This window comes from Streptomyces sp. S6 (genome assembly GCF_054880855.1).
In genome coordinates this window covers 1-24,763 of the sequence record NZ_JBTYMC010000083.1, presented here as the reverse complement: position 1 = coordinate 24,763, position 24,763 = coordinate 1, and the positions used below count along the sequence as shown (strand labels likewise).

The following is a 24,763-nucleotide window of genomic DNA, read 5'->3' as shown; positions in this document are numbered from 1 at the left end:
CCGCGCTCGCCGCCCGCGCGCAGATGAACATCTGTCGACCAGGATGCGGCGGCTGTGTGCGGAAGGTGGTGCGCCGGGGGCGTGGGGGGTTCGGGGCGTTCCGTCGGCGGGCAGAGCTCTATCTCGCTGCCGTCGACGGGGTTGACGGTGAGCAGGTGCTCGCCGGCCACGACGTCGACCGTACGGATCGGGGTCGGCGTGTGCGGGGCGAAGTCGGGTGCCAGGGGGTCCCTGGTGGGGCGGGGGCGCTGCGCGCGGCCGTCCTCGCCGGTCTCCTCGGGCTCCCGGGTGTTCGGGTCCATCGGTCAAGCCCCCCAAAAGCGTCGTGTGGTGGTGGCCCTTCCCGGCCGCGCTGCACACGTCGCTGTCGCTTCTGGTCCGGTGCCCGCCAGAGGGCTGAGGGAGGCGGGCCATCGAACCGTAAACCTTCGCACAGCATCTCCGACAGACCGGGGTACCGGCCCGCCCGAGACGTCACGGTTGGTCAGACCCTGGGCAGGGACGACGCCGGCTCGGCGCCCTCGATGACGAGGATGCGGTGCAGGCGGGTCGCCACCAGCAGGCGTTGCAGTTGCGGGGGTACACCGCGCAGGACCAGACGGCGTCCGGCACGGCCCGCGCGGCGGTGCACGCCCATGATCACACCGAGGCCCGTGGCGTCCCAGAAGTCCAGTTCCGACAGGTCCAGCAACAGATCGCCGGCTCCGGCGTCGACGGCCGAGTGCAGGACCGTACGGGCGTCCGCCGCGCTGTGCACGTCCAGCCGACCCCCGACGACCACCTCGGTGTGGTCGCCCCTGATGTGCATATGCAGCTCCCCTGCGTCGGTATCGCATCGTCTGACTGCCCTGAGCGGCCGGAGGTTGCCGTCTGTGAGCGAACCGATACCGAATTCACTCGCAGGGGTGAGGCTCGTGGGGCGTGTGCGGTTCGCGTGTCCTAGTGCGAACGTCCCACCACGGCGCCGGCCGCCCCCGGCGGGTGAACCCACCCCGATCCACCAGCCCTTGGCCCGGACCCTAGCGGGATCAAGGCTCTCTGTGACGGCTTAGTAACGCGCGTCACGTGTGTTCTGGCGGACATCACACAAACGGCCCCCACCCGGCCACAACTACCCTGTCCCCATGGTCAATCTGACGCGCATCTACACCCGCACCGGCGACCAGGGCACCACCAACCTCGGCGACCTGAGCCGCGTCCCCAAAACCGACCTCCGCATCGCGGCCTACGCCGACACGAACGAGGCGAACGCGACACTGGGCACGGCGATCGCCCTCGGCGCGCTGCCGGAGGACGTGGTGAAGGTCCTCACCCGCATCCAGAACGACCTGTTCGACGTAGGAGCGGACCTCTCCTGCCCGGTGGTGGAGAACCCGGCCTTCCCCCCTCTCCGCGTGGAACAGCAATACATCGACCGCCTCGAAGCCGACTGCGACCACTACAACTCCACCCTCGAAAAACTCCGCTCCTTCATCCTCCCCGGCGGCACCCCCGGCGCCGCCCTCCTCCACCACGCCTGCACGGTCACCCGCCGCGCGGAACGCTCCACGTGGGCGGCTCTGGAGGCCCACGCCGCCACGATGAACCCCCTGACAGCGACATACCTGAACCGCCTGTCCGACCTCCTGTTCATCCTGGCGCGGACAGCGAACAAGGAGACGGGGGATGTGCTGTGGGTGCCGGGCGGGGAGAGGTAGAGAACCGCAAACAGGCAGCGGGCAGCGGGCAGCGGGCAGCGGGCAGCGGGCAGCGGGCAGCGGGCAGCGGGCAGCGGGCAGCGGGCAGCGGGCGAGACTACCCTCCCCGCGACCTCAGCCCGGCCCTCCGGCAGACGGCCAACGGGTCTAGGGGCGCGGGGAACTGCGCGACCAGCCACAACACACCCGCACCCGCCTACTCACCCCACACAACCGCGCCACCCACCCGCCACCCACCCGCCACCCAGCTGCGGGCAGTCGTGCCTCCCCCAGTGCCTCAAAGGCCTGGGAGGTACCCCATGGGGCGGCACGGGTGGGCGCAGCGGCACCCCGCAAGCGCGGGTGAGCGAAACGCCCCCCACCCCAGCCCCCACCAACCCGCACCCCGCACCTCATTCAGCCCCGTTCACCACATCCCCCAACACCTCCGCCCACGAGGCCCTCGGCCCCTCCTCCGCGAGTTCCCTCAGTGCCTGGCGCCCCAGTTCAGCATCGACAGCCCGCTCCAACGCGTCGTATTCGCCCATCGGCACGATCGCGGCAACAGGAACCCCCCGCCGAGTGATGACCGTCGGTTCGCCCGCCTCGGCCCTGTCGACCAGAAGGGAGAGGTCCACACGCGCCCGACTCACGGATACAGCGTCGTCCATGGCGTCAGTATCCCCGCCCCGCGCCTTCCCTCTCCTCCTCCACCCGCCCCTCAGACCCCCGCTTCGGAAACACCGTGTACGCCCCGGCGATGATCACGTTGATGCCGATCACAAGCAGCATCCGGGACTGCCACCACCGCAACGACCCCGTCTCCCCCGCATCCCCGACATACCAGATCGCGGCCTGAAGAAGCCCGGCGGCGACGAGTGCCGCGACGATCCAGCGGGCGGCGACTTTCCACTCGTGGGCGGCGCGGGCCATGCCGTACTTGGGGGGCTTGACGGGAGGAGGGCCACCGAAGAAGCGGTGGGAGACCTGTGCGTCGGCCCATTTGATGGTGGAGTGCCCGAGCCCGACGGTGAAGCCGATGTAGACGGCGGCGACGCCATGGTGCCAGCTGGGTTCAGCCCCGTCCCGGAGATCCATGGCCGTGACGATGAACAGGACGACCTCAAGCAACGGCTCGCAGAGCAGGAACGCCAGCCCGGTGCGCGGCATCTTGAGTCCGTACCGGAAGAGCAACCCGGCCGCCAGCAACACCCAGAACGCCACCTCACAGGCGATGATCAACCCGACGATCATGTCTCAGCTCCCTCCAGGACCCCCGCTCTCCCTCCCAGCCTCCCGCCATCCCACCCCCCTCACCTCGTCACCCACGACGAGATCCCGGTACATCGAAAGATGCAGTCCAGGACCCGCCCCACGCACCACGCCCCGCCACCCCCCGCCGTGTTGGATGGACCCATGGCCGTACGACCCCACCGCGACGACATCCGCATCGCAGCCGCAGGCCTGACCGGCGGCACCCTCCTGTGGACGATCGGCCTCTACGCCCGCCAGGGAGGCGACAACAACCTGGTCCTGTGGCCCCCGACCTGGGCCGCCCTGATCCCCCTGGCCTTGATGTCGGCATGCGCACTCCTGCGCAGAACCCACCCCGTCACCGCCACCCTCCTCGGCACGGCCCTCCTCGCCCTGGACACGATCACCCGGGGCAGCATCGTCACCGTCCTGCTGTACACGGACCTGGTGTACGCGGCGGTCCTCTACGGCACCCCCGCGACGGCACGTTTCATCCCCCGCGCCTCCGCACTCCTGACCCTGCTGGCAGCGGCGATCCCGTTCGCCTTCTGGCATCACCCCAACGCCCTCCTGATCGGCTTCGCGGTCGCCCTCGTCACCTTCACCCCCGCGACCACCGGCGTCCTGGTCCGCGACCACCGCGCGGCGGCGGAGGCGGCCCACCTGAGAGCCGAACAGACCGCCCTGCTCGCGGAGTTCGACCGCACCCAGGCGGTCACGGCCGAACGCGCCCGCATGGCAAGGGAGTTGCACGACGTGGTGGCCAACCACCTCTCGGCGATCGCGATCCATTCGACGGCGGCCCTGTCGATCGACGACCCGGACACCTCGAAGCAGGCCCTGACGGTGATCCGCGAGAACAGCGTCGAGGGCCTCACGGAGATGCGCCGCCTGATCGGCATCCTGCGCGCGGACAGCACGGACGTCGAACCGGCCCCGACCCTGGACGCCCTCAACTCCCTCCTGGACAACGCCCGTTCGAACGGCCTGGACGTCACCCTGACGGCAGCCCCGACCGACGGCCTCCCCGCCCCCGTCGGCCTGGCCGCCTACCGCATCGTCCAGGAATCCCTCACCAACGCCCTCAAACACTCCTCCCCCGGCCCGGTCACGGTCACCCTGCGCCGCCACGGCACGCTCCTCGACCTCACGGTCTCCAGCCCGTACCGCACCCCCACCGCCCCCCGCGCCCCCGGCTCCGGCGCCGGCCTGGTCGGCATGCGCGAACGCGCCACGCTGGTCGGCGGCACGTTCGACGCGGGCCCGGTGGACGGCAGTTGGACCGTCCACGCCACCCTCCCCCTCCCCGAAGGAGACCCCGCATGATCCGCGTCCTGGTCGCCGAGGACCAGTCGGCCGTCCGCTCGGGTCTGGTCCTCATCCTCGGCAGCGCCCCGGACATCGAGGTCGTCGGCGAGGCGGCGGACGGGGAGCAGGCGGTGGCCCTGGCCAGGGAGTTGAGGCCGGACCTGATCCTGATGGACGTTCAGATGCCGCGCCTGGACGGCGTGTCGGCGACCCGGCAGGTCGTCGCGGAGTCCCTCGCGGACGTACTCGTCCTGACCACCTTCGACCTGGACGAGTACGTCTTCGGCGCCCTGCGCGCGGGCGCCGCCGGTTTTCTCCTGAAGAACGCCGAGGCCGCCCAACTCCTGGACGCGGTAAGGACGGTGGCCCGGGGTGAGGGCCTGATCGCCCCCGCGGTCACCCGCCGCCTGATCGCCGAGTTCGCGACGACCGGCACCCGCGCGCCCCGCACCGACACGACCGTCCTCGACACCCTCACCCGGCGTGAACGCGAGGTCCTGTCCTGCCTCGGCGAGGGCCTCTCCAACGCGGACGTCGCCCGCCGCCTGGACATGGCCGAGGCCACCGTCAAGACCCACGTGAGCCGGCTGCTGGCCAAGCTGGAGCTCCGCAGCCGGGTCCAAGCCGCCGTTCTCGCCCAGGAGTTGGGGATCTAGGCTGACCAAGAGCGAGTAAAGCGAGATTGGTACAGACCTATTGACGGCTGGTCCAGACCACTCCTACGCTCCCCGCACGGTCAAGCAAGGCCGAGCAGTCACCCCACCCCCACATCGAGGAGGCGCCCCATGCGCTTCGCACTCGGCAGACACCTCTTCCGCAAGCTGGCACCCATGGTCGCCGCGGCAACCCTGCTCCCGCTCGCCGCCCTGGCGACCCCGGCGACAGCCGGCACCCCGCACACTCGGGCCGCATCCCCCGTGAAACTCGGCTACTTCACCGAGTGGGGCATCTACGGCCGGAACTACAACGTCAAGAACCTCGTCACCTCCGGCTCCGCCGCGAAGATCACCCACATCAACTACGCCTTCGGCAACGTCACCGGCGGCAAGTGCGCGATCGGCGACGCCTGGGCCGACTACGACAAGGCGTTCACCGCCGACCAGTCCGTCAGCGGCGCCGCCGACACCTGGGAGCAGCCCCTGCGCGGCAACTTCAACCAGCTCCGCCAGCTCAAGGCCAAGTACCCGCACATCAAGGTCCTGTGGTCGTTCGGCGGCTGGTCCTGGTCCGGCGGCTTCGGCGAGGCCGCCCGCAACCCGGCCGCGTTCGCCCAGTCCTGCCACGACCTCGTCGAGGACCCGCGCTGGGCCGACGTCTTCGACGGCATCGACATGGACTGGGAGTACCCGAACGCCTGCGGCGACTCCTGCGACACCTCGGGCCCGGCCGCCTTCAAGAACCTCATGTCCGCCCTGCGCGCCGAGTTCGGCGCGAACTACCTGGTCACCGCCGCCACCACCGCCGACGCCTCCCCCGGCGGCAAGATCGACGCGACGGACTACGCGGGCGCCGCCCAGTACGTCGACTGGTACAACGTGATGACGTACGACTTCTTCGGCGCCTTCACCCCCCAGGGCCCCACGGCCCCCCACTCCCCCCTCACCGCCTACCCCGGCATCCCCCAACAGGGCTTCACCACCGCCGACGCCATAGCCAGCTACCGCGCGAAGGGCGTCCCCGCGAGCAAGCTCCTCACCGGCATCGGCTTCTACGGCCGAGGCTGGACCGGCGTCACCCAGTCGGCACCGGGCGGCACGGCAACCGGCCCCGCCCCCGGCACCTACGACCAAGGCGTCGAGGACTACAAGGTCCTCAAGTCCACCTGCCCCGCCACCGGCCTCGTCGGCGGCACCGCCTACGCCCACTGCGGCACGAACTGGTGGTCCTACGACACCCCGCAGACCATCGCCGGAAAGATGGCCTGGACGAAGTCCCAAGGCCTGAAGGGCGCGTTCTTCTGGGAGTTCAGCGGTGACACACCGAACGGCGAACTGGTGACGGCGATCAGCAACAACCTGACCTGAGGCAGAACGGGCCGTTCGGCCCACCCCGGTGGACCGAACGGCCCGCGAGAAACGGGGGGTACAGGGAAGAAGGTGGGTCTCTGCACAGCAAGCGGAACGGAAAGTTCGGGGGGACTCATGAAGCGCCGACCCAGCACCAAGCACAGGTTCACGCCCTCGGCGGGTCAGCTCGCCGCCCTCGGCTCGGCCACCACGGCGGCCCTGATAGCCGTACTCTCCCAGGTCACCGTGACGGTGACTCTCTCTCAGGGGCAGCACCCGGCCACCGTCGAACAGGAGCAGGTACGGCCCGTGTGCCCCCTGCGAACCTGACCCTCTCAGGCCACGTTCACCCGTTGCCCGGGCGGCGCCGCCTCCAGCCACGCCAGGAACCCGGTCAGCGCGTCCTCACTCATCGCCAGTTCGAGGCGTGTCCCGCGATGCGTGCAGGCCAGCACCACCGCGTCCGACAGCAGCGCCAGCTCCTCCTCGCCCTCGGGCAGCCGGCGCCCGGCGACCTCGATGGAGGAGCGCTCCAGGACCCGGCGCGGCCGGTAGGCATAGGAGAAGACGCGGTACCACTCGACGCTGTCCCCGCTGTACCGGGCGACCCCGTAGGACCACCCCTTGCCGCTGGGATCAGGGTTCTCGGGCACGTCCCACCGCAGCGAACAGTCGAACGTGCCCCCCGAGCGCTGGATCAGTCTGCGGCGCAGGCCGAAGACGAACAGCCCCAGCACCACAAGGGCCACGACGATTCCGCACACAGTCAGAGCGAGGACCATCGACACCGACCTCCTCGTCTCCTACGTACCGACATCGCGTTCGGCAATTGGTAACGGAACGGAAAAAACATCCAGATCTGCCTCAGCCGCGACCGGCACCGGATGACTCCGGGCCGGCCGCGGCTGAGTGACTGACATCACATGGGCGCAGCGATCAATGCGTTGCCGCCGCGCGCAGTCGAACCTCCGCGCGACGCTCCGCACCCGCGTCGCCCTCGGCCTTCGCACGCTCCAGCTCACGCTCGACGCGCTGGACATCGATCTCGTCCGACAGCTCGGCGACCTCGGCCAGCAGCGACAGCTTGTTGTCGGCGAACGAGATGAATCCGCCGTGCACCGCGGCGACGACGGTCTGGCCGTCACTCGTACGGATGGTCACCGGGCCCGACTCCAGCACACCGAGCAGCGGCTGGTGACCGGGCATGACGCCGATGTCGCCGGACGTGGTGCGCGCGACGACGAGAGTCGCGTCGCCCGACCAGACCTCTCGGTCGGCCGCGACCAGCGCGACGTGCAGCTCAGCAGCCAAGGTTGGCTCCTCGGGTCACCACCCGGCGGTCCTGCCGGGTGTTGGTTACAAGTCTAGTGGGCCCCACAGCACCAATGTGCCGGGGCCCCGCCCCAGCCTCGGCCGGGGGTCCGGGGGTTGTCCCCCGGGCGATGCAGCGTGGGCGTGCGAGAGGGGACGGGACACACCCCGTCCCCTCTCAGAGCATCAAGCTCAGGAGACGCCCAGCTCCTTGGCGTTGGCCTTCAGGTCCTCGATGCCACCGCAGAGGAAGAACGCCTGCTCCGGGAAGTGGTCGTAGTCCCCGTCGATGATCGCGTTGAACGCGGCGATCGACTCGTCCAGCGGCACGTCCGACCCGTCGACGCCGGTGAACTGCTTGGCGACGTGGGTGTTCTGGGACAGGAAGCGCTCCACGCGACGGGCACGGTGGACGGTGAGCTTGTCCTCCTCGCCCAGCTCGTCGATACCGAGGATCGCGATGATGTCCTGAAGGTCCTTGTACTTCTGGAGGACCGTCTTGACGCGCATCGCGGTGTTGTAGTGGTCCGCCGCGATGTAGCGGGGGTCCAGGATCCGGGACGTGGAGTCCAGCGGGTCCACGGCCGGGTAGATGCCCTTCTCGGAGATCGGACGGGAGAGCACCGTCGTCGCGTCGAGGTGGGCGAACGTGGTGGCCGGGGCCGGGTCGGTCAGGTCGTCCGCGGGGACGTAGATCGCCTGCATCGAGGTGATCGAGTGACCACGGGTCGAGGTGATGCGCTCCTGGAGGAGACCCATCTCGTCGGCCAGGTTCGGCTGGTAACCCACGGCGGACGGCATGCGGCCGAGGAGGGTGGAGACCTCGGAACCAGCCTGCGTGAAGCGGAAGATGTTGTCGATGAAGAACAGCACGTCCTGCTTCTGCACATCGCGGAAGTACTCCGCCATGGTCAGACCCGCGAGAGCCACGCGCAGACGGGTGCCCGGGGGCTCGTCCATCTGACCGAAGACCAGCGCGGTCTTGTCGATGACGCCCGAGTCGGCCATCTCCTCGATGAGGTCGTTGCCCTCACGGGTGCGCTCACCGACACCGGCGAACACGGAGACACCGTCGTGGTTGTTGGCGACGCGGTAGATCATCTCCTGGATGAGCACCGTCTTGCCGACGCCGGCCCCGCCGAACAGACCGATCTTGCCGCCCTTGACGTACGGGGTCAGCAGGTCGATGACCTTGACGCCGGTCTCGAACATCTCGGTCTTCGACTCAAGCTCGTCGAAGTTGGGGGCCTTGCGGTGGATGGACCAGCGCTCGCCCTCGTACTGCTCGTCCGTGTTCAGCACCTCGCCGAGGGTGTTGAACACCTTGCCCTTGGTGAAGTCACCGACGGGGACGGAGATGCCCGTGCCCGTGTCGGTCACCGGGGCCTGGCGGACCAGGCCGTCGGTGGGCTGCATGGAGATGGTGCGGACCAGGCCGTCACCCAGGTGCTGGGCGACCTCCAGGGTCAGCGTCTTCAGCGCGCCGTCCTCGGCGGGGTCGGCGACCTCGACGTGCAGGGCGTTGTAGATGTCGGGCATGGCGTCGACGGGGAACTCCACGTCGACGACCGGGCCGATGACCCGGGCGACGCGGCCCGTGGCCGTCGCGGTCTCAACAGTGGTGGTCATTAGCGGTCACTCCCCGCGGTCGCGTCGGCGAGGGCTGCGGTGCCACCGACGATCTCGCTGATTTCCTGGGTGATTTCGGCCTGGCGGGCCGCGTTGGCAAGGCGGGAGAGCGTCTCGATGAGCTCGCCCGCGTTGTCGGTGGCCGACTTCATCGCACGCCGCGTCGCCGCGTGCTTCGAAGCCGCCGACTGGAGCAGCGCGTTGTAGACGCGGCTCTCCACATAGCGCGGCAGCAGGGCGTCGAGGACGTCCTCCGCCGAGGGCTCGAAGTCGTACAGGGGAAGGATCTCCCCCTGCTTCGACTCTCCGGCGCCCGACGTGTCGTCGAGGCTGAGCGGGAGCAGACGGTCGTCGAGCGCCGTCTGCGTCATCATCGAGACGAACTCGGTGAACACGATGTGGATCTCGTCCACCCCGCCGTCCGCCGTCTCCTTCTCGATCGCCTCGATCAGCGGCGCCGCGACTTCCTTGGCGTCCGCGTACGTTGGCTCGTCGGTGAAGCCCGACCACGAGTCCGCGATCTTGCGCTCACGGAAGTTGTAGTGCGCGACACCTCGGCGGCCGACGATGTACGTGTCGACCTCCTTGCCCTCGGCCTGGAGCTTCGCCGTGAGCTGCTCCGCCGCCTTGATGGCGTTGGAGTTGAAGGCGCCGGCCAGACCGCGGTCGCTCGTCAGGAGCAGCACCGCGGACCGCGTGACCGTGTCGGCCTGCGTGGTCAGCGGGTGCTTCGTGTTCGAGCCGGTGCCGACCGCCGTGACCGCGCGCGTGAGCTCGGTCGCGTACGGCGTGGAGGCCGCCACCTTGCGCTGCGCCTTGACGACGCGCGAGGCGGCGATCATCTCCATCGCCTTGGTGATCTTCTTGGTCGCGGTGACGGATCGGATGCGACGCTTGTAGACCCGGAGCTGGGCTCCCATGAGTCAGGTCCCTTCCTTACGTCACTTGGCAGCGGAGTCTTCGCCGAGCAGCTTGCCGTCCGCGGTCTCGAACTGCTTCTTGAACTCGGCGATGGCGTCGTCGATGGCCTGGATCGTGTCGTCCGACATCTTCGCGCCCTCCTTGATGGAGGTCATGAGGCCCTGCTCCTTGCGGTGCAGGTACTCAAGGAGCTCCTTCTCGAAGCGGCGGATGTCGACGACCGGGACCTCGTCCATCTTGCCGTTGGTGCCGGCCCAGATGGAGACGACCTGGTCCTCGGTGGCCATCGGCTGGTACTGGGCCTGCTTCAGCAGCTCGACGAGGCGCGAACCCCGCTCCAGCTGGGCCTTCGACGCGGCGTCCAGGTCGGAACCGAAGGCGGCGAACGCCTCCAGCTCGCGGTACTGGGCGAGGTCGAGGCGCAGTCGGCCGGAGACCTGGCGCATCGCCTTGTGCTGCGCGGAACCACCGACTCGGGAGACGGAGATACCGACGTTCAGCGCGGGACGCTGACCGGCGTTGAAGAGGTCCGACTCCAGGAAGCACTGGCCGTCGGTGATGGAGATGACGTTGGTCGGGATGAACGCCGAGACGTCGTTCGCCTTGGTCTCGACGATCGGCAGACCGGTCATCGAGCCGGCGCCCAGCTCGTCGGAGAGCTTCGCGCAGCGCTCCAGGAGACGGGAGTGCAGGTAGAAGACGTCACCCGGGTACGCCTCGCGGCCCGGCGGGCGGCGCAGCAGGAGGGAGACGGCACGGTAGGCGTCGGCCTGCTTCGACAGGTCGTCGAAGATGATGAGGACGTGCTTGCCCTCGTACATCCACTGCTGGCCGATGGCGGAACCGGTGTACGGCGCCAGGTACTTGAAGCCGGCCGGGTCGGACGCGGGGGCGGCGACGATGGTCGTGTACTCCAGCGCGCCGGCCTCTTCGAGGGCGCCACGCACGGAGGCGATGGTCGAGCCCTTCTGGCCGATGGCGACGTAGACGCAGCGGACCTGCTTCTTCGGGTCGCCCGAGCGCCAGTTGTCGCGCTGGTTGATGATCGTGTCGACGGCCAGGGCGGTCTTGCCGGTCTGGCGGTCGCCGATGACCAGCTGACGCTGACCGCGGCCGATCGGGGTCATGGCGTCGACGGCCTTGTAGCCGGTCTCCATCGGCTCGTGGACCGACTTACGGGCCATGACGCCGGGAGCCTGGAGCTCCAGCGCGCGCCGGCCGCTGGTCTCGATCTCGCCGAGGCCGTCGATCGGGTTGCCGAGCGGGTCGACGACGCGGCCGAGGTAGCCCTCGCCGACCGCGACGGAGAGGACCTCTCCGGTGCGGTGCACCGGCTGGCCCTCCTCGATGCCGCTGAACTCACCGAGGACGATGGCGCCGATCTCGCGCTCTTCCAGGTTCAGCGCGAGGCCGAGGGTGCCGTCCTCGAACTTCAGCAGTTCGTTGGCCATGGCCGAGGGAAGACCCTCGACCTTCGCGATGCCGTCGCCGGCAAGGGTGACCGTACCGACCTCCTCGCGCGAGGCCGCGTCCGGCTGGTACGACTGGACGAAGGTCTCCAGTGCGTCCCGGATCTCCTCCGGCCGGATCGTGAGCTCCGCCATCTGGGTTCCCTGCTCTCCTTGTTGGGCCCGAAGTTTCACTTTGGGGGGATGTCTAGCACTCCGGACTCCCCCCTGAACGAGGTGAATCCTCTGCACGGCCCAACGCGGGCCGTATTACGTTCTGCTTCGTACTGCTAGCTCGCCATGCGGCGGGCGGCGTCCTCGATGCGGTCGGCGACCGAGCCGTTGATGACCTCGTCACCGACCTGCACCCGCATCCCGCCGACGACCGCGGGGTCGACGTCGAGGTTGAGGTGCATCTGGCGGCCGTAGAGCTTGGCGAGGGCGGCGCCGAGGCGCTGCTTCTGGCCGTCGCTCAGCGGAACCGCGGAGGTGACCACGGCGACCATCCGGTCCCGGCGCTCGGCGGCGAGCGTGGAGAGGGCCTCCAGGCCCGCTTCCAGGCTACGGCCACGCGGCGCGGTCACCAGGCGGGTCACCAGCCGTTCGGTGGCCGCGTCCGCACGGCGCGCGAGCAGGCTGCGCAGCAGCTCGCTCTTGGCCGCGGCGGTGGCCTTCCGATCGGTCAGCGCGGCGCGCAGCTCGGTGTTGGAGGAGACGATCCGGCCGAAGCGGAACAGTTCGTCCTCGACGTTGTCGAGCGTGCCCGCCTGCTGGGCGGCGGTGAGGTCGGCGACGTTCGCCAGCTCCTCCAGCGCGTCCACCAGGTCGCGGGACTGGGACCAGCGGGCGCGGACGAGTCCGGCCACCAGGTCGGCGGCGGGGCCGCTGATCCGGTCGCCGAGCAGACGCGCGACGAGCTGGGCCTTGGCCTCGCCGGACTGCGCCGGGTCGGTGAGGACCCGACGCAAGCTGACCTCGCGGTCGAGCAGTGCGGTCACGGACGCCAGCTCACCGGCGAGCGCACCCGCGTCGACCGACGTGGCGTCGGTCAGCGCGTCGAGGCGCTCCCGTGCGGCGGCCAGGGCCTCGCGGCTGGCTCCGTTCATCGCGCTGCCTCGGCCTTCTCCTCAAGATCATCGAGGAAGCGGTCGATGACGCGGCTCTGCCGGGCGTGGTCCTCAAGGGACTCGCCGACGAGCTTGCCGGCCAGTTCGGTGGCGAGCTTGCCGACGTCCTGGCGCAGCGCGGAAGAGGCGGCCTTGCGGTCGGCCTCGATCTGCGCGTGACCGGCGGCGACGATCTCCTCGCGCTGCCGCTGGCCTTCGGCGCGCATCTCGGCGATCTGCGTGGCGCCCTGCTCCTGCGCCTCCTGGCGCAGACGGGCGGCCTCGTGCCGGGCCTCGGCGAGCTGGGCCTTGTACTGCTCCAGGACGCTCTGGGCTTCCTGCTGCATGGCCTGCGCGTCTTCGATACCGCCCTCGATGGCCTCGCGACGCTCTTCCAGAACCTTGTTGATGTTCGGGAGGAGCTTCTTGGCGAGGAAGCCGAAGACGATGACGAAGGCGATGAGGCCGATGACGAGCTCGGGTACCGGCGGGACGAGGGGGTTCTCCGCCTCGGCCGCCAACTGAACCAGGTGGCTCATATCAGTGCCTTTCGTCGAAAGGGGCGGTCCGACGGATCAGGTCAGGAGGCCGGGTAAACGAACGGCATGACCAGACCGATGAGGGCGAGCGCCTCACAGAAGGCGAAGCCGAGGATCTGGTTGGCGCGGATCAGGCCGGCAGCTTCGGGCTGACGGGCGAGCGCCTGGGTGCCGTTACCGAAGACGATGCCGACGCCGACGCCGGGGCCGATCGCGGCGAGGCCGTAACCGATGGAGCCGAGGTTGCCCATGATCTTGACTTCGGCGAGGGTCTGGAGAGCGGACATGTCCGGTTCTTCCTTCTCTTTCAAGGACCGGTGGGGGTTGGCCACCGAGTGCAGGGGGTTTGGTTCAGGCGGGCGTGTGCTCAGTGGTGCTCGGCGAGCGCGCCCTGGATGAAGCTGCAGGTCAGCAGGACGAACACGTACGCCTGGACCGCCTGGATGAAGAGCTCGAAGGCCGTCATCACGATCACCATCACGAACGACACACCGGAGTAGGCGATGCCGACGCCGTTGAGCATGTACCAGCTGGCGATGGTGAAGAGCAGCAGCAGGGTGTGGCCGGCGAACATGTTCGCGAAGAGTCGGACCGCGTGCGTGAAGGGGCGCACGATCAGGTTCGAGAGCAGTTCGAGGGCCATGACCATCGGCAGGACCGCGCCGAGGGACTTGTCGTAGCCGCTGAAGTTCTTGAAGGCGCCGACGAATCCGTGACGCTTGAAGGTCAGGGAGACCCACAGGATGTACACCAGGCCCGCGAGGACCGCCGGGTACGAGATGACCGAGGTGACCGGGAACTGGGCGATCGGAATGATCGACCAGAGGTTCATCACCCAGACGAAGAAGAAGAGGGAGACGACGAGCGGTACGTACTTCTCACCCTCCTTCTTGCCGATGGTCTCGTAGACGACGCCGCGCCGGATGAAGTCGTAACCGGCTTCGGCGACCATCTGGAGCTTGCCCGGGACGACCTTCGGCTTACCGAAGGCGGCCCAGAAGAAGGCGACGATGATGATCGAGCCGAGAAGCGCCAGCAGCATCGTCTTGTTGAAGTACAGGTTGCTGTCCGCGTCGCCGAAAAGCGGCTTGAACAGGAACGAGTGCAGGCCCGGAGCGACCGTGTCGAAGCCACACCCGTCGAACAGGTGACAACTCGTGTCGAAAGCGAGCGTCTGCGTCGGGTCAGCACTCACCGCGGGCTCCTTCGTCGTGGCGCATAGGTACGGCAACCTCGTTGTGTCGGCGCGGCACGGGGCCGCCGTTCGGCACGGGACTGGTGTTACGGATGTGGGGGCGGCTCAGGGGCATCTCGCCTCGCGAATGAACAGGCGTCAGCTCGAATGCCCGCGCCCGCGATGCCGCAGTTGGCACCGGACGATAGCAGGATCTGTCGTGCGTCTTTATCCCGCCCCTACCTCTCACGACGAGTGCCCCGATTTTTCGGGTTCGACGTAGAGGATCTTGGCTTTCATATGGGCACGCGCCTGAGCCGCGATCCACGCGATGGTGGCGACGACGAGCGTGACCGCGAAGGCCTGGGGGTTGAACAGGGTGGTGTTCTTGAACACGGACATGAAGACGAACAGCAGCAGGATCTGAACCGCGTAGAGCATCAGCCCCATCGCCTGGAACAGTTGCGGAAGCGTTTTGGCCGTGCGCTGGAGCACGTACAGCCCGATCCCCATGAACAGCATCACCACGACCGTCGCGACGACCGCCCCGATCGCACCCTTACCGCCCGCCACCACACCGCTCACCACGGCGGCGATAGCACCGGCGGCGGCTGTGGGCACAGCGGCCTGGGCCAAAATCCGGACGTCGTTGGACGGCATGGCGGAACTCCGCGTTTCAAAAGGGGGGGCAGGGTTGTCGTCATGGACGAGCGTAGACCCGGTTCAGGGGGGCGAGACCTCAGACCATTGGACCGTCGCACTGCGGTCTTTCGGCTCTGTCCGGGGTTCTCGTGAACCGTATCACAAACTATTTGATGAGGTCTTTACCTGCCGAGGGTGCTCCCCGTCACACATGAGAGTGAACGCGCGCGTCTGAGCGAAAACCGAGGGGGCTTGTCTGGTATTGCCCTCTTCGCACCCTCTAGCTTCCCCAATGAGTTGGCAATGCTCTAGTCAGATTCTTACCTTGAAGCGCCAAGCCCCAGGAACGTTCTCACCTTCGAGGGACCCGCGTACGACCCCCCACAGCGGTAGCCCCGTTGACGCCACCCGCCACCCCTGCCCCCACGGGAGTACGCTCCTCGGCCTCTTCGGAAGCCACCGAGACCGCCGCCACCACAGCCCTGCGGCGCCGGTAACGCGGCGGCAGGAACGCCTGCGCCCACAGCGGAGCACGCGGCGTGAACCGGGGCAGCAACAGCAGCACAAGACCCACCGCACTGAGCGACGAGATCCCGAGGACGATCCACATCGACGCCGAGTTGACGGAGTACGCCAGCGCCCCGAACCCGATCAGCGCCGACCAGAAGTACATGATCAGCACGGCCCGGCTGTGCGAGTGTCCGACCTCCAGCAGCCGGTGGTGCAGATGCCCCCGGTCCGCCGCGAACGGCGACTGCCCCTTCCAGGTCCGGCGCACGATCGCCAGGATCAGGTCGGCGGCCGGAATCGCGATGATGGTCAACGGCATCAGCAGCGGAATGTAGACCGGCATCATCTGGTGGACGGCGTTGCGCTCGGAGCCGGCGAACAGCTTCAGGGCGTCCGGATCGACCTGTCCCGTGATGGAGATGGCGCTGGCCGCGAGGATCAGCCCGATCAGCATCGACCCCGAGTCACCCATGAAGATCCGGGCCGGGTGCATGTTGTGCGGCAGGAAGCCCAGACACATGCCGATCAGGATCACCGCGAACAGCGTCGCCGGAGCGGCGGCCTCGATGTTGTAGCCGTACCAGAGCCGGTACGCGTACAGAAAGAACGCTCCGGCGGCGATGGCCACCATCCCGGCCGCCAGCCCGTCCAGCCCGTCCACGAAGTTGACGGCGTTGATCGTGATGACCACCAGCGCGACCGTCAGCAGGGTCCCCTGCCACTGCGTCAACGCGACGGTTCCCACGAACGGGATCGGCAGCCACAGGATCGTCAGCCCCTGGACGACCATCACACCCGCCGCGATCATCTGCGCGCCGAGCTTGATCAAGGCATCGATCTCGAACTTGTCGTCGAGCACCCCGATCAGCCAGATCAGCGCGGCCCCCGACAACAGCGCCCGAGGCTCGTTCGACTTCTCGAACACCTCGTTGAGGTTGGTCAGATGATCCGCGACCAGCAACCCGGCACACAGCCCGAAGAACATCGCGATCCCACCGAGCCGCGGAGTCGGTTCCCGGTGCACGTCACGCGCCCGGATCTCCGGCATCGCCCCGGCCACGATCGCGAACTTCCGCACCGGCCCGGTCAGCAGATACGTCACCGCGGCCGTGACACAGAGCGTCAGGAGGTATTCACGCACGGGCTTCCCCACAGGTCTCGCTGGCCATCTCAGCCCCACACCCTAGCGACGAGCGCATACGTGTGGAGACATCCGGGTAGCCACGATGGTTGCACGTCCGGCTGTGCGTCTTCTTGTACGCCTGCCCGCACCACCCCGTTCAACCGCCATAGGGCGGACAATCCCGCACCAGCTCCGCAACTTCCTCACGCCCTCTCCTCGCCGTCACCTCCCCTCTGACCACCCCCGCGATCAGCACGGCGACCCGAGCCATAGCCGCCTCTCCCATCCCTTGAGTAGTCACAGCAGCCGTCCCCAGCCTCAACCCCCTCCCCCCGCCCCCAGGCACCACACAGCAGTCAAGAACCACCCCAACAGCCGCCAGCCGCCCCCGGGCAACCCGCCCGTCGACCCCCAACGGGGCCGGATCTGCCACGACCAGATGCGTATCGGTCCCCCCGGTCACCACCCGCATCCCCTCAGCCGCCAGCCCAGCGGCCAGCACCCGGGCATTGGCGACGACCTGCCGCGTATAGGCGGCGAACCCAGGAGCAGCCGCCTCCCCGAACGCGACGGCCTTCGCGGCAACACTGTGCATCTGCGCCCCACCCTGCGTGAACGGAAAAACCGCCCGGTCAACCCGTTCCGCCAACTCCTCCCCACACATCACCATCCCGCCCCGAGGCCCCCGCAACACCTTGTGCGTGGTCGCACACACCACATCCGCATAAGGCACCGGACTGGGCGCCACACCCCCCGCGACCAGCCCGATGGGATGCGCGGCATCAGCGATCAAATAAGCCCCCACCTCATCGGCAACCTCCCGAAAGAACCCGTAATCAAGATGCCGGGGATAAGCGATCGACCCACACACGATCGCCTTGGGCCGATGCGAACGAGCCAACTCCCGCACAGCCTCATAATCAACAAACCCGGTCCGAGGATCCACCCCGTACGCAACGAACTCGAACCACCGCCCAGAAAAATTCGCAGGCGACCCGTGCGTCAAATGCCCCCCATCAGCGAGCCCCAACGCCAACACCGTGTCCCCAGGCCGCAACAGGGCCGCATAAGCGGCCAACACAGCAGAAGACCCGGAATGCGGCTGCACATTCACATGCTCAGCCCCGAACAACCCCTTGGCCCGCTCCACAGCAGCCCGCTCAGCAACATCAACAACCTCGCACCCCCCATGATGCCGAGCCCCCGGATACCCCTCGGCATACTTATTGGCCAACACAGACCCAAGAGCAGCCAGCACAGCAGGCGAACAAAAATTCTCAGCAGCCACCAACTGCACCCCAGAAGCCTGCCGCCGCCCCTCGGCCAACAACACCTCACCCATCTCAGGATCCGCCCGCACGAGCACATCAACACCCGGCACACCCAGAGAAACGCTCATACCCCCAATGTAGGCCGCACAGCACAACCCCACCCGCCGGGAAGGGAAAGCGGCAAACGGCGGGAAGCGGGGGCCGGGGGTGCGGCGCAGCCCGTCGCTTACTACACAGAAAGCACCGCACACCCTGAACGAACGCGAGACAGAAGGCGACGGGCTCGCCGCACCCCCGGCCCCCGCGCCCCGCCCACTACATCCGCGCGGCAACCCCGGTCAAAGCGGTGACAACAGGATCCAGCGCCTGATGTATCTCACCCCCGACGGACCGAAAGAACGGCAACGGCGCCCCGTAAGGATCATGCACCTCATCAGCCTCGGCGGTAGGCGCCAGCAGCCACCCCCGCAGAGCCGCAGCGGCCCGCACAAGAGCCCGAGCCCGCATCACGACGCCCTCGTCCAGAGGCGGCAGGGTAGCGGGGTCTATGGCCCGCACAAGCCGCGTGAACTCCTTCAGCGTGAACGTCCGAAGCCCCGCCGAGTGCCCCATCGAGATCACCTGAGCCCGATGATCCCGCGTAGCCGTCAACACCAGGTCGGCCCGGATGACATGCTCGTCCAGCAGCTCCCGCCCGGTGAACCCGGACGAGTCCGCCCCGAAGTCCGCGAGCACGGCCTCCGCGTTGGCCTCCATGGGCGCACCCTCGTGCCCCCACGTCCCCGCACTCTCGACGATCAGCCCACCCCCGAGCACCCCGAGCCGCTCAGCGACAAAATGCCGGGTGAGCCGCTCGGTGATCGGCGACCGGCACACGTTCCCGGTACTGACATGCAGAATCCGAAAACTGTCCCGGGGAAACCCGAACGTCGTGGTGATCTCGGCGGCCGTCTCCCCACCGCCTATGCCCGGCATGGGGTGACCCCCCGCCCGGCGACGACCACCCGCAGGGCCCTCGTCAATTCGCCACCTCAAGATCGGGTACGACCTTCCGCAGCTCCTCCGCGGAGATCGCCCCCGCCCGCAGCAGCACCGGCACCTCACGGGTGACGTCCACGATCGACGACGGCACATTCGCCGGCGTGGGCCCCCCGTCGAGGTAGACGGAGACGGAGTCCCCCAGCATCCCCTGCGCCTCGTCACAGTTCTCCGGCGCCGGATGCCCGGTCAGATTCGCGGAGGACACCGCCATGGGCCCGACCTCGGTGAGCAGCTCGATGGCGACGGGGTGCAGCGGCATCCGGATGGCGACGGTCCCGCGAGTGTCCCCGAGGTCCCACTGCAAGGACGGCTGATGCCGGGCGACCAGCGTCAGGGCCCCCGGCCAGAACGCGTCGACCAGTTCCCACGCCATCTCGGAGAAGTCGGTCACCAGCCCGTGCAGCGTGTTGGGCGACCCGATGAGAACCGGCGTGGGCATGTTCCGCCCCCGCCCCTTCGCGTCGAGAAGATCCGACACGGCCTCGGAGGAGAACGCGTCGGCCCCGATCCCGTACACCGTGTCCGTGGGCAGCACGACCAGCTCACCCCGGCGCACGGCGGACGCGGCCTCACGCAGACCGGTCGTACGGTCGGTCGCGTCGTTGGTGTCGTATCGCCGTGCCATCAGCCGGCCTCCTCGAATGCGTAGGAATCAGTCATCACGGCATCGCCCGACGAGCCGTGGCGAAGCGGGGCCGGTTGTTGAGATCGGGGTGATCGGCGGCGTCGGCCCACCCCCGCTCCTCGGTGAAGATCCACGGCACCTGCCCGCCCTGGGTGTCCGCGTGCTCGACCACGACAACCCCACCGGGCCGCAGCAGCCGATGAGCGGTCCGCTCAAGACCCCGGATGAGCGACAGCCCGTCCTCCCCGGAGAACAGCGCCAGCTCGGGGTCGTAGTCACGGGCCTCGGGAGCGACGTACTCCCACTCGGTGAGCGGAATGTACGGCGGGTTGGTGATGACGAGGTCGACGTGCCCGTCGAGGTCGGGAAAGGCGTCCAGCGCGTTGCCCTGCCGCAGATCGACCCGCGACCCGGCCATGTTCTTCCGCGTCCACACGAGCGCGTCCTCGGACAGCTCCACGGCATGCACCTTGGACCGAGGCACCTCCTGCGCGAGGGCGAGGGCGATCGCACCGGACCCGGTGCACAGGTCGACGATGGTCGGCTCGACGACGTCCATCGCGCGCACGGCGTCTATGGCCCACCCGACGACCGACTCGGTCTCCGGCCGGGGCACGAACACCCCGGGCCCGACCTGGAGCTCCAGGTACCGGAAGTAGGCCCGCCCGGTGATGTGCTGGAGCGGCTCGCGCTGCTCGCGGCGGGCGATGACCTCCCAGTAGCGGGCGTCGAAGTCGGAGTCCTTCACGGAGTGCAGTTCGCCGCGCTTCACCCCGTGGACGAACGCGGCGAGCTCCTCCGCGTCGGTGCGCGGCGAGGGCACACCGGCGTCGGCCAGCCGCTGGGTGGCCTGGGCCACCTCGGCGAGGAGCAGGTTCACGCGGGTCCTCCGGTTCTCGTACTGGGGGCGCTGGAGCTTACGCGGCGGCGAGCTTGGCCGCCGAGTCCGCGTCGACACACGCCTGGATCACCGCGTCGAGGTCGCCGTCCAGGACCTGGTCCAGGTTGTACGACTTGAATCCGACCCGGTGGTCGGAGATGCGGTTCTCCGGGAAGTTGTACGTACGGATCTTCTCGGAGCGGTCGACGGTACGGACCTGGCTGCGCCGGGCGTCCGCGGCTTCCCGCTCCGCCTCCTCCTGGGCCGCGGCGAGCAGCCTGGAGCGCAGGATACGCATCGCCTGCTCCTTGTTCTGCAACTGGCTCTTCTCGTTCTGGCAGGAGGCTACGACGCCGGTGGGGAGGTGCGTGATGCGAACGGCGGAGTCGGTCGTGTTGACGGACTGCCCACCCGGCCCGGACGACCGGTAGACGTCGATGCGCAGGTCGTTCGGATTGATCTCGACCTCGACCTCCTCGGCCTCGGGAGTGACGAGCACACCCGCGGCGGACGTGTGGATCCGCCCCTGCGACTCGGTGGCCGGCACGCGCTGCACACGGTGCACACCACCCTCGTACTTCAGCCGCGCCCAGACGCCCTGACCGGGCTCGGTGGCCCCGTTGCCGCCCTTGGTCTTGACGGCGACCTGGACGTCCTTGTATCCGCCCAGCTCGGACTCGGTGGCGTCGATGATCTCGGTCTTCCAGCCGACGCGCTCCGCGTACCGCAGGTACATGCGCAGCAGGTCCCCGGCGAACAGTGCGGACTCGTCACCGCCCGCCCCCGCCTTGATCTCCAGGATGACGTCCTTGTCGTCGGACGGGTCCCGGGGGACGAGCAGCAGGCGCAGCTTCTCCGTCAGCTCCTCGCGCTGCTTCTCCAGCTCCTTGACCTCCGCCGCGAAGTCCGGGTCGTCGGCGGCGAACTCCTTCGCCGTGCCGATGTCGTCACCGGTCTGCTTCCAGGAGCGGTACGTCCCGACGATGGGGGTCAGCTCGGCGTAGCGCTTGTTCAGCTTGCGCGCGTTCGCCTGGTCGGCGAAGACCGCCGGGTCGGCGAGCTGCTTCTCCAGGTCGGCGTGTTCCGTGACCAGTTCTTCGACGGCCTCGAACATCTCGGGTGCTCCTGTTTTTTACGGCGGTGAAGTGGGCGGCGACCAAAAACGCCGGTCCCGGAGCGCCTCCTTGCGGAGGCACTGCCGTGGACCGGCGAAGAGGGGCTCGCTACTTCTTGGAGCCTGCGGCGGCCTTGCCGAAGCGGGCCTCGAAGCGGGCCACACGGCCACCGGTGTCGAGGATCTTCTGCTTGCCCGTGTAGAACGGGTGGCACTCGGAGCACACGTCGGCACGGATCGCGCCGGCCTCGATCGTGCTGCGAGTCGTGAACGACGCGCCGCAGGTGCAGCTGACCTGCGTCTCGACGTACGCGGGGTGGATGTCGCGCTTCAAGGTGTCTCCTAGATCAACGGGAGGGCACCGGGTCGCTTCCGCGGACTGCGGGGCGTGAACCGGGGCCGACTGACCAGTCTGCCAGGACTGGTGCCATACGCCCAAACCGGGGGGTGGGGGGAACTATTCCCGGGTGCGGTCTGCGGGCCGTACGTGGCTGGTCGCACAGTTCCCCGCGCCCCTGAAAAGCAAGCGCCATGCTTTCCACAACAACGAACCCGCACCCGGCCCCTACGAGGTAGCCACCACCCCATTGGCCTCCCCCGTCGCCGTCCCCTGCGTAGCGGCCCTCGGGATCGCCTGGTCCCCCTTCAGCGCGGCCCACACCTGCTGAGCCTTCGCCTCGGCGATCACCACCCGGTTCGGGTTCGCCGGATCGTACTGGACCGGCATCGTGACCATCGTCATGTCACCGGAGCCGATCCCCTTGAGCCCGTTCGCGAAGGACATCAGCGAGTTGACGGAGCCGAGGTCGGAGTCGGTCGTCACCGCCTTCGTGGCCGTGTCGGCGAGCCCGTACAGCTTCGTGGGGCTGGTGAAGAGGCCGATGGACTTGACCTGGTTGACGAGGGCCTTCACGAACGCCTGCTGGAGCTGGATGCGGCCGAGATCGGACCCGTCGCCGACACCGTGCCGGGTGCGGACGAGACCGAGGGCCTGCTGGCCGTTCAGCGTGTGCGTGCCGGCCGCGAGGTCGAGGTGGCTGTCCTTGTCCTTGATGGCCTTGGTGGTGGTCACCCGCACACCCCCCAGCTCATCGATCAGCTTCTGGAAGCCGGAGAAGTCGACCTCAAGGTAGTGATCCATGCGCAGGTCGGTGATCGCCTCGACAGTCTTCACCGCACAGGCCGCCCCACCGGTGGTGTACGCGGAGTTGAACATCACCCCGCGCGAGGCGGAGTGCGTCACCCCGGACGAGTCCGTACAGGCCGGCCGGTCCACCAACGTGTCACGGGGTATGGAGACGACGCTCGCCTTCTTGTGCCCCTGATAGACGTGCACGATCATCGCGGTGTCGGAGCGGGCGCTCCCGTCGTCGGTCCCCCCACCGAGCCGCTTGTTCGCCCCGGACCGCGAGTCCGACCCGAGCACCAGGATGTTCTCGGACCCGTTGTCGACCTTGACCGGCCGGTCCGACCCCAGCGCCTGATCGATGTCGACGCTCTTGATGTTCCCGTTGAGCTTGAAGAACAGATACCCCGCCCCGGTCCCCCCGAGGACCAGCACCCCACCGGCGACCCACGCCCCCACCACCAGCCCCCGCCGCCTCTTCGGCTTGCGGTGCGCAGGACCCCGGCCCGGTATCTCAGGCGTGCTCTCGGCGGACATGTCTCCTCGACTCTCTGCGGCCCCGTCTCATCATCACTCCACCCGATCAGACGGGGAAACTCCGGACAGGGTTGCACAAGTCGCCAGAGCCGACCAAAAACACAGAAAAACCAAAGAAAAGCGGTCACCCCCTGTGTCCAGGGGATGACCGCTTCAGAAACCGGTCGACGTCAGTCGCCGTTACCCGGCGTCGTCTTCTGGATCTGCATCAGGAACTCGGCGTTCGACTTCGTCTGCTTCATCTTGTCGAGGAGCAGCTCGATCGCCTGCTGCTGGTCGAGCGCGTGCAGCACCCGGCGCAGCTTCCAGACGACCGCCAGCTCCTCGTTGCCAAGCAGGATCTCTTCCTTACGGGTACCGGACGCGTCGACGTCGACGGCCGGGAAGATCCGCTTGTCGGCGAGCTTCCGGTCGAGCTTGAGCTCCATGTTGCCGGTGCCCTTGAACTCCTCGAAGATCACCTCGTCCATCCGGGACCCGGTGTCGACGAGCGCCGTCGCGAGGATCGTCAGCGAGCCGCCGTCCTCGATGTTGCGCGCGGCGCCGAAGAAGCGCTTCGGGGGGTAGAGGGCCGTCGAGTCGACACCACCGGACAGGATGCGCCCGGAGGCCGGCGCCGCGAGGTTGTACGCGCGGCCCAGGCGGGTGATCGAGTCGAGCAGGACGACGACGTCGTGGCCCAGCTCCACCAGTCGCTTCGCCCGCTCGATGGCGAGCTCGGCGACCGTGGTGTGGTCCTCGGCGGGGCGGTCGAAGGTCGAGGAGATGACCTCGCCCTTCACCGACCGCTGCATGTCGGTGACCTCTTCCGGACGCTCGTCGACGAGGACGACCATCAGGTGGCACTCGGGGTTGTTGTGCGTGATCGCGTTGGCGATGGCCTGCATGATCATGGTCTTGCCGGTCTTCGGCGGGGCCACGATCAGACCGCGCTGGCCCTTGCCGATCGGCGACACGAGGTCGATGATCCGCGTGGTCAGCACGCCCGGGTCGGTCTCCAGGCGGAGCCGGTCCTGCGGGTACAGCGGCGTCAGCTTGTTGAACTCCGGACGGCCCCGGCCCGAGTCGGGCGCCATGCCGTTGGTGGAGTCGAGACGGACGAGCGCGTTGAACTTCTCGCGCCGCTCGCCGTCCTTGGGCTGGCGGACCGCACCGGTGACGTGGTCACCCTTGCGCAGGCCGTTCTTGCGGACCTGGGCGAGGGAGACGTACACGTCGTTCGGACCGGGCAGGTAGCCCGAGGTACGGATGAACGCGTAGTTGTCGAGGATGTCGAGGATGCCCGCGACCGGGATCAGGACGTCGTCGTCGGCCAACTGCGGCTCGGGGGCGCCCAGTTCGTCGCGGCCACGGCGGCCTCGGCGGTCCCGGTAACGGCCGCGGCGGCCACGGCGGCCGTCGCCGAACTCGTCGTCCTCGTCCGCGCGGGGGCCGTTGTCGCGCTGGCGGTCCTGACGGCCGCCGCCCTGCTGCTCCTGGCGGTCCTGACGCTCCTGGCGCGGCTGGCGCTCCGGACGGCCCT

The 24,763-nt window shown here is 68.4% G+C and carries 27 protein-coding genes and 1 pseudogene; 5 read left to right on the top strand and 23 right to left on the bottom strand.

Features of this window, described 5'->3' with window-relative positions; all coding sequences use genetic code 11:
• Positions 1-302 (bottom strand): hypothetical protein (locus ACVNF4_RS14545; RefSeq protein WP_461803210.1); only part of this gene is annotated, 302 nt, incomplete at its 3' end.
• Between the two features lie 182 nt (positions 303-484).
• Entirely contained in the window at positions 485-808 is a 324-nt protein-coding gene (locus ACVNF4_RS14540) for an STAS domain-containing protein (protein ID WP_461803209.1), read from the bottom strand.
• A gap of 316 nt (positions 809-1,124) precedes the next feature.
• On the opposite strand from ACVNF4_RS14540, the gene ACVNF4_RS14535 reads away from it, so the two are divergent.
• Positions 1,125-1,697 carry a cob(I)yrinic acid a,c-diamide adenosyltransferase gene (locus ACVNF4_RS14535; protein WP_461803208.1) on the top strand — a complete coding sequence of 191 codons (573 nt, stop codon included), beginning with the start codon at positions 1,125-1,127 and terminating at the stop codon, positions 1,695-1,697.
• Between the two features lie 392 nt (positions 1,698-2,089).
• Here the strand turns inward: ACVNF4_RS14535 and ACVNF4_RS14530 are convergent, their stop codons facing one another.
• Together ACVNF4_RS14530 and ACVNF4_RS14525 are read right to left on the bottom strand one after the other, a co-directional pair.
• Complete coding sequence (locus tag ACVNF4_RS14530) at positions 2,090-2,347, bottom strand: type II toxin-antitoxin system Phd/YefM family antitoxin (protein ID WP_461803207.1); 258 nt, start codon at positions 2,345-2,347, stop codon at positions 2,090-2,092.
• 4 nt (positions 2,348-2,351) lie between these two features.
• Positions 2,352-2,930, bottom strand: a complete 579-nt coding sequence (locus tag ACVNF4_RS14525) for a hypothetical protein (RefSeq protein ID WP_461803206.1) — start codon at positions 2,928-2,930, stop codon at positions 2,352-2,354.
• A 162-nt stretch (positions 2,931-3,092) separates the two neighbouring features.
• Between ACVNF4_RS14525 and ACVNF4_RS14520 the strand changes: the two genes are divergently transcribed.
• The 4 genes and pseudogenes from ACVNF4_RS14520 to ACVNF4_RS14505 all read left to right on the top strand — a co-directional run bounded on the left by ACVNF4_RS14520 (position 3,093) and on the right by ACVNF4_RS14505 (position 6,574).
• Positions 3,093-4,256: a sensor histidine kinase gene (locus ACVNF4_RS14520; RefSeq protein ID WP_461803205.1), complete on the top strand. Its 1,164-nt coding sequence runs from the start codon at positions 3,093-3,095 to the stop codon at positions 4,254-4,256.
• Positions 4,253-4,894, top strand: coding sequence for a response regulator (locus tag ACVNF4_RS14515; protein WP_461803204.1), 642 nt, complete (start codon positions 4,253-4,255; stop codon positions 4,892-4,894). The genes ACVNF4_RS14520 and ACVNF4_RS14515 overlap by 4 nt, the downstream gene beginning before the upstream one ends.
• Before the next feature lie 258 nt (positions 4,895-5,152).
• A pseudogene (locus tag ACVNF4_RS14510) lies at positions 5,153-6,262 on the top strand (glycoside hydrolase family 18 protein); the annotation flags it as partial.
• 117 nt (positions 6,263-6,379) lie between these two features.
• Positions 6,380-6,574 (top strand): hypothetical protein, encoded by a 195-nt coding sequence (locus tag ACVNF4_RS14505; protein WP_461803203.1) that lies wholly within the window; start codon positions 6,380-6,382, stop codon positions 6,572-6,574.
• Between the two features lie 5 nt (positions 6,575-6,579).
• On the opposite strand, the gene ACVNF4_RS14500 is transcribed toward ACVNF4_RS14505, so the two are convergent.
• The 19 genes from ACVNF4_RS14500 to rho all read right to left on the bottom strand — a co-directional run.
• Positions 6,580-7,026: a DUF2550 domain-containing protein gene (locus ACVNF4_RS14500; protein ID WP_461803202.1), complete on the bottom strand. Its 447-nt coding sequence runs from the start codon at positions 7,024-7,026 to the stop codon at positions 6,580-6,582.
• A gap of 154 nt (positions 7,027-7,180) precedes the next feature.
• Positions 7,181-7,555 (bottom strand): F0F1 ATP synthase subunit epsilon, encoded by a 375-nt coding sequence (locus tag ACVNF4_RS14495; protein ID WP_461803201.1) that lies wholly within the window; start codon positions 7,553-7,555, stop codon positions 7,181-7,183.
• Between the two features lie 192 nt (positions 7,556-7,747).
• A complete protein-coding gene (atpD, locus tag ACVNF4_RS14490; protein WP_461803200.1) occupies positions 7,748-9,184 on the bottom strand; it encodes a F0F1 ATP synthase subunit beta in 1,437 nt (478 codons plus the stop codon).
• On the bottom strand, positions 9,184-10,104 hold the full coding sequence (locus ACVNF4_RS14485) for a F0F1 ATP synthase subunit gamma (protein ID WP_461803199.1): 921 nt from the start codon (positions 10,102-10,104) through the stop codon (positions 9,184-9,186). The genes atpD and ACVNF4_RS14485 overlap by 1 nt, the downstream gene beginning before the upstream one ends.
• 21 nt (positions 10,105-10,125) lie before the next feature.
• Complete coding sequence (atpA, locus tag ACVNF4_RS14480; protein ID WP_461803198.1) at positions 10,126-11,709, bottom strand: F0F1 ATP synthase subunit alpha; 1,584 nt, start codon at positions 11,707-11,709, stop codon at positions 10,126-10,128.
• A 134-nt stretch (positions 11,710-11,843) separates the two neighbouring features.
• Complete coding sequence (locus ACVNF4_RS14475; RefSeq protein WP_461803197.1) at positions 11,844-12,659, bottom strand: F0F1 ATP synthase subunit delta; 816 nt, start codon at positions 12,657-12,659, stop codon at positions 11,844-11,846.
• Entirely contained in the window at positions 12,656-13,198 is a 543-nt protein-coding gene (locus ACVNF4_RS14470) for a F0F1 ATP synthase subunit B (RefSeq protein WP_461803196.1), read from the bottom strand. The genes ACVNF4_RS14475 and ACVNF4_RS14470 overlap by 4 nt, the downstream gene beginning before the upstream one ends.
• 41 nt (positions 13,199-13,239) lie before the next feature.
• The gene (gene atpE / locus ACVNF4_RS14465) at positions 13,240-13,485 is read right to left on the bottom strand and encodes an ATP synthase F0 subunit C (RefSeq protein WP_461803195.1); all 246 of its coding nucleotides are present in this window, start codon (positions 13,483-13,485) and stop codon (positions 13,240-13,242) included.
• 80 nt (positions 13,486-13,565) lie between these two features.
• Complete coding sequence (gene atpB / locus ACVNF4_RS14460) at positions 13,566-14,393, bottom strand: F0F1 ATP synthase subunit A (RefSeq protein WP_461803194.1); 828 nt, start codon at positions 14,391-14,393, stop codon at positions 13,566-13,568.
• A 225-nt stretch (positions 14,394-14,618) separates the two neighbouring features.
• Positions 14,619-15,032, bottom strand: coding sequence for a hypothetical protein (locus ACVNF4_RS14455; RefSeq protein WP_461803193.1), 414 nt, complete (start codon positions 15,030-15,032; stop codon positions 14,619-14,621).
• 334 nt (positions 15,033-15,366) lie between these two features.
• Positions 15,367-16,665, bottom strand: a complete 1,299-nt coding sequence (locus tag ACVNF4_RS14450; protein WP_461803192.1) for an MraY family glycosyltransferase — start codon at positions 16,663-16,665, stop codon at positions 15,367-15,369.
• Between the two features lie 139 nt (positions 16,666-16,804).
• Entirely contained in the window at positions 16,805-18,046 is a 1,242-nt protein-coding gene (locus tag ACVNF4_RS14445) for a serine hydroxymethyltransferase (protein ID WP_461803191.1), read from the bottom strand.
• 187 nt (positions 18,047-18,233) lie between these two features.
• On the bottom strand, positions 18,234-18,893 hold the full coding sequence (locus ACVNF4_RS14440; protein ID WP_461803190.1) for an arsenate reductase/protein-tyrosine-phosphatase family protein: 660 nt from the start codon (positions 18,891-18,893) through the stop codon (positions 18,234-18,236).
• A 43-nt stretch (positions 18,894-18,936) separates the two neighbouring features.
• Positions 18,937-19,584, bottom strand: a complete 648-nt coding sequence (locus ACVNF4_RS14435) for an L-threonylcarbamoyladenylate synthase (RefSeq protein ID WP_461803189.1) — start codon at positions 19,582-19,584, stop codon at positions 18,937-18,939.
• Positions 19,585-19,618: 34 nt separating this feature from the next.
• Positions 19,619-20,464 carry a peptide chain release factor N(5)-glutamine methyltransferase gene (prmC, locus tag ACVNF4_RS14430; protein ID WP_461803188.1) on the bottom strand — a complete coding sequence of 282 codons (846 nt, stop codon included), beginning with the start codon at positions 20,462-20,464 and terminating at the stop codon, positions 19,619-19,621.
• 37 nt (positions 20,465-20,501) lie between these two features.
• Positions 20,502-21,578 carry a peptide chain release factor 1 gene (prfA, locus tag ACVNF4_RS14425; protein ID WP_461803187.1) on the bottom strand — a complete coding sequence of 359 codons (1,077 nt, stop codon included), beginning with the start codon at positions 21,576-21,578 and terminating at the stop codon, positions 20,502-20,504.
• Between the two features lie 109 nt (positions 21,579-21,687).
• Entirely contained in the window at positions 21,688-21,912 is a 225-nt protein-coding gene (gene rpmE / locus ACVNF4_RS14420; RefSeq protein ID WP_461803186.1) for a 50S ribosomal protein L31, read from the bottom strand.
• Between the two features lie 231 nt (positions 21,913-22,143).
• Positions 22,144-23,241, bottom strand: coding sequence for an LCP family protein (locus ACVNF4_RS14415; protein WP_461803185.1), 1,098 nt, complete (start codon positions 23,239-23,241; stop codon positions 22,144-22,146).
• A gap of 170 nt (positions 23,242-23,411) precedes the next feature.
• A partial coding sequence (gene rho / locus ACVNF4_RS14410; RefSeq protein ID WP_461803184.1) for a transcription termination factor Rho occupies positions 23,412-24,763 on the bottom strand: 1,352 nt, incomplete at its 5' end.